The sequence below is a fragment of the Halorhodospira halophila genome (assembly GCF_016653405.1).
In the GTDB taxonomy this organism is placed as follows: Bacteria; Pseudomonadota; Gammaproteobacteria; order Nitrococcales; family Halorhodospiraceae; genus Halorhodospira; species Halorhodospira halophila_A.
Genome location: NZ_NHSN01000036.1, coordinates 11,340 through 24,555, shown reverse-complemented (window position 1 = coordinate 24,555; position 13,216 = coordinate 11,340). Strand labels below are relative to the sequence as shown.

The following is a 13,216-nucleotide window of genomic DNA, read 5'->3' as shown; positions in this document are numbered from 1 at the left end:
CCTGCATCCGCGGCTTAGACACAAGCGATGTCAATGGACCCGCCTCGAACTGGGCCCACTCCTCTGACTAGAGGTACTTCTTGAAGGTGCTTGCGGCCACCATGACGGCCAACGCATTGAGGGCAGCAAATGGGAAGATGATCCATGCCGGATGCACCGCAACCGGCATGGCGAGGTAGATCACCCACGCCAGGATCACGGTCGGTACGAGCATCCGCTTGGCGTGGTGGTAGACGAAGGCGCTCTCGCGGCCACCCCCCCAGCGGCGCAGATCCCGTTGCACGAGACCATCGACCAGGGCGACGAGAGCGAACAGAAAGAACACCGGCATGGCGAGAGTCAGCACGGCCAAGCGCACCGCGAAGACCTGGGTGATGGTCAGTGCCGAGAGGACGTAAGGCTCCACCACATCGTAGCCGCTGCGCAAAGCGGCCTGGACACGCCCGCCCTGTGGATCCGGCGGCTCGGCGAGCCAAGCCAGGACGTGCTGGAGCCCAGTGAGCTCGACCAGGCCGTGGTAGGTGGTCTCCGCAAAGCCCTGCGCATAGCCGGCCGGATCATCGGTCAGCAGCGCGCGCCCGTAGTCGCTATCCAGGTGCTCGATCTCGGCAGCGAGCATATTCCGGCTATGCTGAACGCCGGCCTCCTGCCAGACCCACGTCTGCCCGACCCACTCGGCGAGAATCGAGAAGCCGAGCGCCACGAGGAGCCACAGGGCGAACGAACCGACCCCACCAAACAGCGCTCCGAACCATCCCGATTTCGATTTCTGCGGCGTGCTTTGGGTCCTCGTGGCGACCATCACTGCCCCTCCTGTACCAAGGGGATCGGCTCCGGACGCATCAGGTCCTCGCCGGTGTTGTAGGACTCGTCCATGCACTCGGCGATCTCGGCGATATGCTCTGGCATGGCAGGGTCATTGCCCGGCTGAGGTAAAGGCATCCGGATCTTGTAGAGCTGGCCGCCGTTGAGTAGCGCGAAGGCCTGGCCCTTGGGCAGGGCGAGGACATCGGCCGGGGTAAGCATCGGCGTCTTCTCGACGCTTAGACGGTCCTCATTCCGGGAGGTGAACTGCTCGCTCGCCTCAGTGTCGGCCGAGTCGTTGACACCACTGACCTCCATGAGCGTGTTGATGCGCACCTCGGGCAGCTGCGCGGTGAGCATTTCGGCGGTGGCGTACTCCTTCACCCGGAGCATGATCAGCGTATTGAAGTTACCGGCGACCTGCCCGGACTTGGGCTTCGAGCCCAAGCGGGCCTCAACGTCGCTCCAGGTCTGGGTGTACGCCGTGACCTGGAAGCCGCTGCCGCCGGCCTTGTTGAGCATCGGCACGAACTCGTCGCCGATGAGCTCGTTGAACTCGTCGGCGTGGATGTTGACGACCGGCATCCCGCTTCGCCGATCCGGCATGCCGACGTCCTGGCCGTGCTTGTAGATTTGCCCGGCAACCGAACACAGGTCGGCGAACATGGCATTGCCAACCGCCGCGGCCACCTCGGTATCCGCGAGGGCGTCCAGCCCGACGTAGACCACCCCGCCGGTGCGGATGACCTCACGCCAGTCCAGGATCGGTCGCGGGTCGCTCGTGTCGCTGTAGTCCGGGGCGATGAGCTCAGCGCTCTTGCCGGTGGTCAGCTTCTCGAGCAGCGGCAGCAGGGAGGCCACAATCTTGTCGAAGTAGGTCTTGTCGTACTCGAAGGCCGAGCGCAGCCCGTCGGCGACCGGGTCGCTCAGACTGCGATCCTTGGCGTAGAGCACCAAGGCGACGGCCCGCGGGTCACGGCCCTGCATGTGCCGCGGGACCTTGCCGTCTTCCTCCTGTTGGCGCACCGCCTCGCGCCACCCCTCCGGGCCGACCTGGCTGAGCCAGTGCTCGTAATACTCGATGAGCAGCGGCTCGATCTGCGAGACGTCGCGCAGGATCTGTCGGTAGTCGGGGCGCGTGCCCAGCGCCACCCGCGCCTGGGCGACGACGTTGACAAAACGCCAGGCGAACTCCCGGAACGCCGCCGAGTTGCCCTCGCTCGGCAGCGGCCGGGTGGTCCGGGTCGCCACCTCCGTGATCCGCCCGAACGAGCCCACGGCGTTGTAGCGCGCCGAGTGCTCCGGGTAGCCGAGGTGGAACATGAAAAACTGATCCTCCCGCCCGGCCCGGCAGGCCTCCGCGTAGACCCGCTTGAGGAGCTCGGCATCGCCCTTGGGATCGAAGACGACGACGGTCTCCTGGCGTCGAATGTCCTGGGCGACGAGCAGCTCCTCGAGGCGGGTCTTACCGACCCGTGTTGTGCCGAGCACGAGCGTGTGCCCGACCCGCTCGCCCAGGTCCTGATAGACGTCGCGCTCATTCGGCTCCACGCCGTGCAGCGCCGGCCGGCCGCCGACCGGCGGCAGCGGAGCGAGCGGGTTCCACCAGGCGCGCCGGCTCAGCAGCTTCGCTACGGCCTGGAGGACGGGTTTGTTCTCCCACTCAGCCTCGATGCGACGAGCCCACTCGTACACCGGGCCGGGCTCGATGTAGCGCTGCGCCTCGGGCTTGATCGTGTCCCAGAGCCGCTGCGTATGCTTCTGCGTCCAGCGAAAGCCCCGGCCCAGGTAGAGCCAGTGGCACGCGACCGGGATCTGCCGGGATGTCATGCGGAACTCCGGCAGGGTCCGGAGATTGCGCTGGTAGCGCAGGATCCACCACCCCTGATACCCCCGCGCGATCGCGACGGCACCAAACACCACAGCCGTCCCCCAGGCCAGCTCCCGATTCATCATCAGTGCCCACGGCGCATAGGCAGCGATCGCCGCCGCCATGCCGGCGGTAGCCGCCGAGTAGAGTTCCACCGGGGGACGCAGGAGCGCCTCAACCGGATGCTGCCCGCTCATTGCTTCGGCCCCTCCGGGGTCAGGATCACGGGGTAACGATCCACACCGAAGTGCTCGGCGAAGCCGTCACCGGGGCCGACCTGGACCCAGATGCCGTCGGCGAGGTCGCGAACATGCTCCAGGTCTGCCCGGTCCTTGGCCTCGACCAGAACGCAAACCGCGCCCGCAGCCCGCAGATCCTCGCGATGCTGCGCCAGCCACCTCAATGAGCCCTCACCGCGACCGATCAGGCACAAGGGGCGCGGGAGCTCGGCCATGCGCTCGCGATGCTTGCGCTCGACCCCCTCCTTTAGGCGCCCAAACTCCATGCCCTCGGTCTCGACAGGCAACAGGCTCTGCGCCGCTTCGGTCACCTCCGGCTCGGGAGGATCCGGCATGGACCGGGGCTCCGGCTCGCAGCGCAGCGCCTCGAACGAGTCCTCGAAGCGCTCGATGTAGGGATCAATCGACTTACCGCCGCCGGCGTCCACTTCAAGCTCAAAGGCCGCCGCTGAGCCGGCACAAGCGAGGCCCAGGGTGAGCACCAGCAACCAGCCCCCCGCCCACCGGCGCCAAGCTGGATAATCTTTGCTCACCCCAAGATGAATCCCGGCACGACCGCGATGCGCGCGATCGCCTCCACAGACTTTTCCACAGCTTCTGTGGGAAACACCCATGGCGAACCTCCCTCGCCTATTCCCCTGCTTTAACGGGGGGTGGCAGGTGCTCGGCGACCGCCTCGCGATGCGCCGCGGCAGCCTGCGGGTCCGACGGCGCGTGGTAAGCACCGGCCGCCTCGAGCCAATCACCACGCTCCTCGTAGCGCCCCCGCAGAATCGCCGCGCCCACCTGCAGATTCGCCTGCGGCTCGAGTGCCTGGCTCAGCGATGCGAAGCGCTCGCCATGCCAGTGCCAGTTGACCTGCATCAGTCCCACATCGATGTTGCTCCGGCCATCGGCCCGGTGCTGTCGCAGCGCCGCCTGCGCGGCCTCCCGGCTGGGGTAGCGCTCCGGCTCGCCGCCGACGTTGAGCGTCCACGGCCACGGCTCGTAGCGCCCCGAGCTCAGCGCCGCGCCGGATTCCGCGGCAGCCAAGGCATAGAGCAGCTCCGCTGGCACCTCGGCGGCCTCGGCCACCTCCTGGTAAAGCCTTGGCGGCTCGCCGGCCGGCGCCGTCGGCGCGGTGAGGGCCATCACCAGGCAAGCGGCTCCCACTGAGCGCCGTCCCGGCGATAGAGCGCGGGTGCCTCGAGCTCGGCGAGCTCGCCCTCGTCCCGGTTGAGCGTCAGCCGCTGCGTCTCGACCAGCTGCGGCGGTACCTGGCGCTCGGTCGCCCATTCGCGCACCTCGTGATCCGATTCGGCATCCAGCACAAAGACATCGGCCTGCCAGCCCGCCCCCCCACTGAGGGCGCCGATCAGACGCTCCAGGACCTCCTCACAGGTCGAGCAATCCTCCGCTCGGGTCACCAGGGCGACCCGATCGCCGGGACCGACGTCTTCGATCGAGGCCTCCTGCTGAGCGGCTTCCCGTTCGCTCGCCTCCCGTTGCGACGGATCTTGAGGGCTGGCCTCATCGGCATCGGTCTCGCTCGCGAAGGGGGCCTCGTCCGGATAGAGCCGATCCCAGGCGTCGTCATAGGCGTACTGGAAGGCGAGCTCCTGGCTGACCCGCTCGCGCTCGCGCTCGACCGCGATCTCCGCCATCCGGCGTCGCTCCTCGCCTGAGCGCNCCAAGGCATAGAGCAGCTGCGCTGGCACCTCGGCGGCCTCGGCCACCTCCTGGTAAAGCCTTGGCGGCTCGCCGGCCGGCGCCGTCGGCGCGGTGAGGGCCATCACCAGGCAAGCGGCTCCCACTGAGCGCCGTCCCGGCGATAGAGCGCGGGTACCTCGAGCTCGGCGAGCTCGCCCTCGTCCCGGTTGAGCGTCAGCCGCTGCGTTTCGACCAGCTGCGGCGGTACCTGGTGCTCGGTCGCCCATTCGCGCACCTCGTGATCCGATTCGGCATCCAGCACAAAGACATCGGCCTGCCAGCCCGCCCCCTCACTGAGGGCGCCAATCAGACGCTCCAGGACCTCCTCACAGGTCGAGCAATCCTCCGCTCTGGTCACCAGGGCGACCCGATCGCCGGGACCGACGTCTTCGATCGAGGCCTCCTGCTGAGCGGCTTCCCGTTCGCTCGCCTCCCGTTGCGACGGATCTTGACGACTGGCCTCATCGGCATCGGTCTCATCGCTGGCGAAGGGGGTCTCATCCGGGTAGAGCCGATCCCAGGCGTCGTCATAGGCGTACTGGAAGGCGAGCTCCTGGCTGACCCGCTCGCGCTCGCGCTCGACCGCGATCTCCGCCATCCGGCGTCGCTCCTCGCCTGAGCGCGCATGGATGCCCAGCACCCAGACCGGGTCCAGGTCTGGGCTCCAGAGCCCACGCGGGCCTTTCATCAGCGACTCGTAGCGCTCCCACTCCTCGTCTTCGAGCTCGCTCCACTGGCTGCGATCGAGGTGCTCCCCGGGCGCCGAGGATCGGTCCTCGTGATCCCGCGCCTGACTCGGCGCGCTGTCGCTCGCCGACGCGACAGCGGGCAGCATCCCCAGCAGGCCCGCGCCCAGCGCGGCACGCATCATCCAGGCTCGTGCGTTCATGTCTGCGCCTCCGCAATCCGTTGGGCTACGATCTCGGCGGCCTCGACCTCGGTGCAGTCGTGCTCGCGCATGATCTGAGCACGCTGCGCCTTCTCCTCGTTCTCGGTCTGTGCAAGGGCCAGGGCGATCGGCGGGGGGACGTTGCGGAACAGCGCCTCGACCTGATCGGCGAGCACGACCCCTTCGACGTACTTGCCCGGCTCCTTGCGCGCCGACAGCAACAGGGCCTTCTGCTCCTCGGTGAGGTCCTTGAAGCGAGCGATGTGATCGACCTCCTCCTTGGGCATGACGAGGCAGAGCCACCACTCCATCATGTTGAGCATCTTCTTCGAGGCGTCGGGGAAGTCCTCCAGGTTCTGGGTGGCGATCCAGAACCAGGCGCCGAGCTTGCGCCACATCTTCGTGATCTTGACCACGAACGGCGCGAGCAGCGGGTTGGTGGTGATGATGTGGCCCTCGTCGGTGAGCACGAGCGTCGGCCGCCCCTCGTGCTGATGTTGCTCGACGAGGTCGTTGATATGGTTCATCAGCCCCATGTAGGTCACGGTCAGCTGATCCTCATAGCCCTCGCGGGCCATGATCCCGACATCGACGATGGTCAGATCCGCCTCCGGCCAGGCGGTACCAGGCCGGTTGAAGACCTGGCCGGCGAAGCCGGAGCAGAACAGCTCCATGGCGTCGGCCATGTCCCGGATCCGCTGCCCCCGGCCTTCGGTCAGCGTCTCGGCGCGGGACTCCTCGCGCAGGGCCTGGGCAACGTCCTCGGTCAGCACCTGGTCTCGGCCGGTGCCGCTGTCGCGCACGTTGCGCGCCGCCCGGATGATCGCGCTGCGGATCGTGTGCCGGTCGGTGCGCGTCATGCGCTCGTCCTCCTTGGCCTCGCCGCCGGTGATCATAATGCGCGCGGCGAGCTCCATCTCGCCGAGCAGGTCCCGGGACCCGCCTTCCTCCTCGTCATCACCTCCCTCATCGCCGCCGGCCGCCCCGGCCTCCGAGTCGGTATCCGTCGCATATTCCTCGGCCCCGCGCTGCTCGTCGGCATCGATCTGCTCGAGCAGCTTCATGGCTGCAGAAAACGGCGGCAGGCTGACGTCCCGACCGGGCTGCAGCGAAACCTGGTTGACGCTCAGCCCTTTGGCAGCCGCGTACTGGCCCAACAGCCCGAATGAGTCACCAGCCTCAATGACGAAGATCCGCGGCTTGTAGATCGCGAGCATCTGCATCATCAGGTAGGTCAGCAGCGCACTCTTGCCGGCGCCGGTCGGCCCGAGGATCAGGGCGTGGGCGTTCTTCTTGCGATCAGCCGAGTTGAGCGGATCGAACACCAGCGGCTCGGCACCGCGGTTGTAGAACAGGATCCCCGGATGCCCCGTCCCACGGGTGCGGCCATAGAACGGGGCCAGGGCGGTGACATGGTCCGCGTAGACGTAGCGCGCCCGACGCGAGTAGCGCTCAAGCCGCGGGTCATAGGCCATGGGCAGGCCGCGGATGTAGTTGTGAAGCGGCAGGAGCTCGGCCTCCTGCGTGACGACCTGGATCCCGTTGCTGACCAGCCGGGAAGCCAGTTGCTGGCGATCACGCACCAGTTGCCGATCCGTCTCGGCGCGCAGATAGAGCGCGATCTGGGTGGGGAAGAGCTTGTTGCCCCGGGCCATCTGCTCCTGAGCGGCCGTGGCCTCCTCGAGCGCGAGCTGGCTCTCGATGTTCTTGCCACCGGATGCGGCCCGGACCTGGGCGATCCGGTTGCCGACCTCATCCTGCGGCGCGATGGTCACGGTCAGCGCCAGGACCGAGCCTTCCGGGCACTTGTCGAACAGCGCGTAGATGCTCTCCCCGCTGCGCCGCTCGCCGGTGAAGTGCCCAATCCGCGGCGGCTGACGGAGCCCTTGGGCGTAGACAACAGTATGCGGCAGCCCATCGAAACGCCACACGCCCGCCTCATGGTCCGATTCGGGCTGGGAGAAGTTGAACAGCCCGGCGAAGTCGCGTGCTGTCGGCAATGCCGCGTCGCCCGGATAGGGGGCGATGCGCAGCAGATCCCGCGGGTCACCGTCGGTGATCTCCGGGCGCGGGTTGAACCAGGGGACCAGCCACTCGTAGAGGTCCTTGGCGCCGCACCGGCGTACCTGGACACCGGCGGACTCCAGGGATACGCGCAGCTGGCCGAGCACCTGGTCGAGTTCCTCGTCAGGCGTGAGATCGCCGCCGGCGTTGCGCCGGTACAGGCAAAGCCGGGTCCGCCGGCGCTGGCCGCGCCAGCTCCCGCCGGTGACCAGCTGATCCGTAAACAGCCCGCCCTCGCGCGAGATACGCCGCAGATGGCCGTCCAGGTGCTCACAGTAAGTCGCCATGAACTCGTGCTCACCGCCGCGCTGCCCGGCGTATTCCCGAATCCGGTCCGGGATGTCCGTCAGATTCGGCTCATCCTGGACAAACAGCTGCAGCACCCAGGGCGAGTGCTCCACCTCGGGGATCGCATCGGCGATGGCCGTCTGTAGGTTCTCCAGGAGCTCCTCCAGGTACGCCTGCGTCCGGGCCTCGCTCGAGGCCGGGGCGAGCTCCAGGAGCGCTCCTACACTGTTGCTGTCCTCGAGCAGGAAAATCTGTGTCTGCGGGTCGTAGTCGGTCCATGGCAGCAGGTCCGTGAAAGACTCCGGACGCTCGTAGAGCTGCGCGTACTCGCGCTCCTTGGGGCTGCGGGCCGTGGATCCGGACTCGACCGCCTGTTGCTCGGAAGAATCGGCTTGGGCGCCTTGCCCAGAGCGGTTACGCCGTAACAGCTGTTGCAGCATCCCCATTACCGCGCCTCCGGTTCGCCGGGCAGTGCGTAGTGATCACGCTCGAACATCGGGAAGGTGGTGCTGTAGCCGGGGACCGGGACCTCGTTCGGGGTCGCCAGGTGCGGGTAGACGTACATGACCATGGAGGGATTCGGGACCCGGCCGAATCGCGGCTCCAGCTCATCGTGCGCCTGTCGGGTGTAGCCGGCCAGCGCGGCGGTGCCATCGGTCAGCCGCTGCGCCGGCGTGCTGTAGACCGGGGGTACACGACGTTTCCGCTCGTCATCGGACGCCTCGGCCTCCTGGTCGTCGGCATCCGCTGACTCACCCTGCCCGGGCCCGCGGGCCGACCCGGGGGCCAGTTGCTGCCGACCGTCGTCGATGTCGCCACCGGCGTGCCGGTTCATGTGGGCCTCGTAGACCTCATCGGTCCGCGGCCCTTCGGGGTAGACCTGCGGCGTGCCCTCTTGTGTGGCACCACTGCGGGCGCAGCCGGTCAGTGCGCTAGTCGAGCCGATCAGGGCGAGCAGCATCGCGCTCGCCACGCTCAAACGGCTGATTCGAGAGGCCACGCTGGAAGTCCGGGCGCTGATCATGGGATACCCTCCTGCCGTCGGTCTCGTAGTCGATGCGAAGCTCACGGTCGATGTGGACCGTCACCTCCTGGCCGGCCGGCGTGAAGATGGCGTCGAAGTGGTTTTCCTGGCGCCGACGCAGCCACTCGAGGACCTCCTCGGCGGCGCCCGAAGCGGCCCGGCCACCGACGAACCGGCCCGTGTCGCCGTCGATGATCGTCTGGGTAAAGCCCTGCTGGCCGACAATCGTCTGGGTCTCGGCCTGGGCCAGCGCCTCCGACGCCGCCTGCCCCGCTGCCAACAAGCCGGCCTGGGCCAGGAACGCCGGCGCGTTGCTGACCCGATCACCGGCGATACACGGCACACCCTGCGGGTCGGTGATGTGCCCGATCGGCGGCTCGGCCGGATCGCCGGCGCCCATCCGCTCCCCGGAGGCCTTCTCCGTCCCGTCATCCGCGTCATCGGTGCGCATCGAGGCGTCGCCCGGGTCCGGGAAGGTGCGCGTGGTGCCGTCCTCGAAGATGAACGTGGCGCTGTGGAGCTCGCCGCGCACACAGGACAGGGTCCAGTCACCGAAGGCAGTGCCGCTGAGGATCATCCCCTCGAGGCCTGGGATCTCCATGTCATGCGCGGCCAGGTTCTCGCTACCGACGACCACCTTGAACGGCGCTGCGTCCTCAACCGTACCCTCGCGTGGGATGCGGCCAATCAGGGCGGTCAGCGTGCTTGAGCCCATGAGCATGCTGTTCCGCGGGACGGTGTAGACAGCGAGGTCCTCCTTGCCCCCATCGTCCGTCTGCGCGTCTTCATCGCTGGCCTCATCTGCCTCAGGGCCGGTCCACTCCCGTGCCTGCGGCCCCGCACCGTCCGCCGCGGCGGGATGCGGGGCATCGAGCGGGTCGATCCAGGTCAGCTGCTCAGCAGTCGTGGACGGTGCCCCGCGCTCCGCCTCGGGGTCTCGGGTCAGATCCGATGGCCGTAACCCGTCCTCGATCGCGGGCTCCTCGTCATCGGTGGCGCCCCCCAACAGGCCGACCGGCTGCTCGTCCGGGGAGAGGCCGAGCCCGACTGGAAGATCCGTGTCGTCGGCCTCGTCCTCCTCCTCCTCGTCCTCCTCCACGCGCGCGGTCAGCTGCTCGATGCGCTGCATGAGCGCCTCGTGGCGCTCCTCGGCATGCTCATCGGGACGCTCCGCTTCTTCCTCAACCTCATCGAGCGCCTGCTCCATGGCTTCAACCTGCTGCTCCAGGCGCTGATTCTGCGCGGTGAGCATGCGGATCGTATCCGCCTGCGTATCGACATCGGCCGGATCAATCTCATCGCCGGGACCGAGCTCGTCGGGATGGGCGACAGTGGCCGATTCCGGCGCATCCTCCCCGCCGCCGACCAGGATGACGACGATCAGCAGGACGGCGACGAGGCCACCGAGAATCGGGAGTAGACGGTTGCTGCGGATCGTGCTCGCCATTACCGGCTCCCCCAGAAGCTCTCCTCGAACGGGCGATCGGAGATCAGGTAGACCGCCGTGGTGTCGGCCTCATGGCCGGCACCGTGCAGCCGGGCGTGTTGGAAGGTCGCCGCGAGCCAGTCCCCGCGCAGGGCCCGGGGGTCGAGCAGGACCGGCTCACGGGTCTGGTTGGTCAGCCGGACCGCCGTGACGTGGTACCCACCCCCACGCCAGGCGGCGATCGGTTCGGCTTCGACGTGGGCACCGCGGACCAGGGCGACAGTCTCATCCTCAACGCCCACCGAGCGGATCCCGGGATGCCCGGGCCTAAGTCGATCAGGGGCGTAGAGGTTCTGTGCGGCGTAGCGTGTGAGCGTGACGTAGTCCAGGACCGGCGCCTGCGCACCGGCGGACTCCGCCTCGGAAGACTCCTCGGGGGCAGCCGCCGCCTCACGCTCCTCGCCATGGACGATCAGCTCACGGCGCGGCCCCTCCTCACGCGCCTCCAGATCGAGCATGAAGGACCGTCCGGTGTGCGGCTCCTCGACCAGCACCCGTGTCGCCTCGAAGGCTTCGGTCGGCTGTAGATAGAGCACGCCTTCGCGGGAGAGGACTCGCAGACGATCCTCGAGAGCCGGCGGCACGCCGACCCGGGCCTGATCGGCCGGCAAGCGCACGATCCGTTCCCCATCGACCGGGAGGATGACCCGGATCGGGGTGCCATCCCAGACCACACGCTCCGGCGCAGCACCGTCCTGAGTGGCTCGCGTTTCCGGGGTCGCAACCGTTCCGGCGGCATCGCCGCCCGGCTCCGGACCGTCTACGTAAGGCGCCTCAACGGCCTCACCGTCCTGCTGCTGAGCGGCTTCGCCGGCACCGGAGTCATCTTCGGAAGCGCCGTCCGGCCGTTGCTCAGTCTCGGAGTCGGTCGTGAACTCAGGCAGAGGCAGCGAGAACCCGCCATCCCCGGCCACCGCATAGGCCGGCGCCATAGCGAGAATGAGGGCGCTGGCTAGCGTTCGGGCTCGCACCGTTCACCTCCGATGTAGTAGATGATCTGCTCGGGAGCGCGCGAGAGATCCGCCCAAACCTGGCGGCGCCCCTCAAGGGCCTCCTCGCAGGAAGGCTCCGGGGATGCCTTTGCTTCATCCGCCTCGCCGCGCTGCTCGTCAGCCGACTCGCTCGCTTCCGCCTCCTCGACCTTCGGCTTGTCGGACGCCTGTTCGGGCGAAGACGGCGTGCTGGAACAGCCCGCCATCACGATCAGGCCTGCCAGCAGGACCCCTGTCGGATAGAACCACCTCATGGGCCAGCCTCCTCGACTTGCAGCGCATGCAGGGTGCCGTCCTGGTGGCGCAGGACCGCGACCTCGGCCTCTGGATCGACCGAGCTCACCCGCCAACTCGTCTCGCCCACGGCCTCGCCGGAGCGATAGCGCCCGGTCTCTCCGTCATGGGCCAGGATGACCAGTGCGGACCCGGCCCAATGCTCGAAGCCGAGTAGACGGGCATCCTCGAGCCTCGGGTTCTCCGGTGCCTCCTCCAGGGTGGTGAGCCGCTCATCCAGCGCGTCGAGCCGGTCCTCGCTGACCCCGGGGATCTGCTGCTCCAGGGCCTCGAGCTCTGCGGCCAGGTCCCCGGTTTGCTGCTCCAGTTGAGCGACTCGATCGGCCGACGGCAGCCCTGTCAGTGCCTCCTCATGCGCAGACAGGGCCTGCTCGATTTCCTGCAGCCCGGACTCCTGAGCCTGCTCCAGGGCATCGATTGCCTGTTCCTGGTCCGCCGCCACCTCCTGCAGCTGATTCTCGAGCTCCTGCTCCAGGGTCTGGACACGCTGCGCAACCTGGGCTAGCTCCGGGGCCGGCTCGGCGCCCTCCTCGTCGTCCCCACCGGCGCCGAGCACGGCTCCAAGGACGACGAGCACGACGAGAACACCTGCGCCAGGGAGGGCGAAGCGTTTGAGGCGAGCGCCGGTGCCGGTTACGGCTGCCTGGTGTTCCTGGCCTTCCTCGCTTGCGCCATCACCGAAGATGGACGCCTCGAGGTCCGCTCCGTGGTCGGCTTCATCGGCCGAACCAGGATCCGGGGTCTCGACGCTCCTGGGGCCAGCGGATGCCTCGTGCGGCTCGCCCGCCTGCGCGTCGGTCTGGCGCTCGCCTTCGGAAGCATCGGAGTGTTGCCGCTGGGTATGCTTTCGCCGGCTCATTGGGTCACCTCGTCAAACCACGACTCAGCCTTATCCGGATCGCCGGCCTCGATCTCCTCGGTGTCGGGGATCTCCAGCATGGCGCCGGCCATCAGCAGATTCGGGTCGCCGCCGATGAAGGCCTGGGGGTTGGCCTCGTAGAGGGCCCGGCTCGCGACCTTCGGATGTCTTGGCGCGACATGCGCTGCGATCTGGTAGAGGCTGGCGCCGCGGGCGATTGGCCCAAGGGTCCGCGGTTCCTCCGGGTCGTCCCGTTCGGTCGTGAGCCGCTCCGCATTGGCCTCCGCCCCCTCCCGGTACGGCGGCTTCGGCTCATAGGTCACCGCGCGCGCGACCGGGTCGATAAGCAGTCGCCCCGAAGTTCGTCAGCTAATCGCGTAACTTCCCGTTTTGCTTACACCTCGTAAGCGAAAAATGCCACAACAGGCCTTCAGGCGGGCCGTTTCGGGACCTCGATGCCGACGTCTTTGAACAGCTCCAGTTGCTCCGGTGATGGCTTGGTCACGCCCTCGAAGTCGCGGCCACCGATGCGCACGGTGTGGCGCTGGATCTGACGCAGCGTACGCAGGGCGCGCTCCGGGGAGAGTGTGCTGCCGGCGGCCTTGAGCCGCTGGCGCAGCATCCGGTGGAGGACCAGCGCGAGAAAGCAGATCAGCGCGTGAGCCCTGATGCGTTCCGGGAGCCGGTGATAGACCGGTGCGATCTCGATATCGCTTTT

At 68.0% G+C, this 13,216-nt stretch carries 12 protein-coding genes and 1 pseudogene; all 13 read right to left on the bottom strand.

Annotated elements, in window-relative coordinates:
- Positions 1-67: 67 nt before the first annotated feature.
- Entirely contained in the window at positions 68-802 is a 735-nt protein-coding gene (locus CCR79_RS12825; protein WP_201173655.1) for a TIGR03747 family integrating conjugative element membrane protein, read from the bottom strand.
- Positions 802-2,871 (bottom strand): type IV conjugative transfer system coupling protein TraD, encoded by a 2,070-nt coding sequence (gene traD / locus CCR79_RS12820; protein ID WP_201173652.1) that lies wholly within the window; start codon positions 2,869-2,871, stop codon positions 802-804. Before traD ends, CCR79_RS12825 begins: the two co-directional genes overlap by 1 nt.
- On the bottom strand, positions 2,868-3,446 hold the full coding sequence (locus CCR79_RS12815; RefSeq protein WP_201173649.1) for a PFL_4695 family integrating conjugative element protein: 579 nt from the start codon (positions 3,444-3,446) through the stop codon (positions 2,868-2,870). The genes traD and CCR79_RS12815 overlap by 4 nt, the downstream gene beginning before the upstream one ends.
- Positions 3,447-3,543: 97 nt before the next feature.
- Entirely contained in the window at positions 3,544-4,044 is a 501-nt protein-coding gene (locus tag CCR79_RS12810) for a transglycosylase SLT domain-containing protein (RefSeq protein WP_201173645.1), read from the bottom strand.
- 640 nt (positions 4,045-4,684) lie between these two features.
- Positions 4,685-5,491: a TIGR03759 family integrating conjugative element protein gene (locus CCR79_RS12800; RefSeq protein WP_201173634.1), complete on the bottom strand. Its 807-nt coding sequence runs from the start codon at positions 5,489-5,491 to the stop codon at positions 4,685-4,687.
- Positions 5,488-8,283, bottom strand: a complete 2,796-nt coding sequence (locus tag CCR79_RS12795) for a conjugative transfer ATPase (protein ID WP_201173668.1) — start codon at positions 8,281-8,283, stop codon at positions 5,488-5,490. The genes CCR79_RS12800 and CCR79_RS12795 overlap by 4 nt, the downstream gene beginning before the upstream one ends.
- 5 nt (positions 8,284-8,288) lie before the next feature.
- Complete coding sequence (locus tag CCR79_RS12790; protein WP_238641789.1) at positions 8,289-8,816, bottom strand: TIGR03751 family conjugal transfer lipoprotein; 528 nt, start codon at positions 8,814-8,816, stop codon at positions 8,289-8,291.
- Positions 8,776-10,314: a TIGR03752 family integrating conjugative element protein gene (locus CCR79_RS12785; RefSeq protein ID WP_242510934.1), complete on the bottom strand. Its 1,539-nt coding sequence runs from the start codon at positions 10,312-10,314 to the stop codon at positions 8,776-8,778. The genes CCR79_RS12790 and CCR79_RS12785 overlap by 41 nt, the downstream gene beginning before the upstream one ends.
- Positions 10,314-11,324: a TIGR03749 family integrating conjugative element protein gene (locus CCR79_RS12780; protein WP_345941503.1), complete on the bottom strand. Its 1,011-nt coding sequence runs from the start codon at positions 11,322-11,324 to the stop codon at positions 10,314-10,316. The genes CCR79_RS12785 and CCR79_RS12780 overlap by 1 nt, the downstream gene beginning before the upstream one ends.
- Positions 11,306-11,599 (bottom strand): hypothetical protein, encoded by a 294-nt coding sequence (locus CCR79_RS12775; RefSeq protein WP_201173631.1) that lies wholly within the window; start codon positions 11,597-11,599, stop codon positions 11,306-11,308. Before CCR79_RS12775 ends, CCR79_RS12780 begins: the two co-directional genes overlap by 19 nt.
- Positions 11,596-12,498 (bottom strand): hypothetical protein, encoded by a 903-nt coding sequence (locus CCR79_RS12770; RefSeq protein ID WP_201173628.1) that lies wholly within the window; start codon positions 12,496-12,498, stop codon positions 11,596-11,598. Before CCR79_RS12770 ends, CCR79_RS12775 begins: the two co-directional genes overlap by 4 nt.
- Positions 12,495-12,821: a hypothetical protein gene (locus CCR79_RS12765; RefSeq protein WP_201173626.1), complete on the bottom strand. Its 327-nt coding sequence runs from the start codon at positions 12,819-12,821 to the stop codon at positions 12,495-12,497. Before CCR79_RS12765 ends, CCR79_RS12770 begins: the two co-directional genes overlap by 4 nt.
- Positions 12,822-12,928: 107 nt before the next feature.
- Positions 12,929-13,216: pseudogene (locus CCR79_RS12760) on the bottom strand (IS1634 family transposase); the annotation flags it as partial.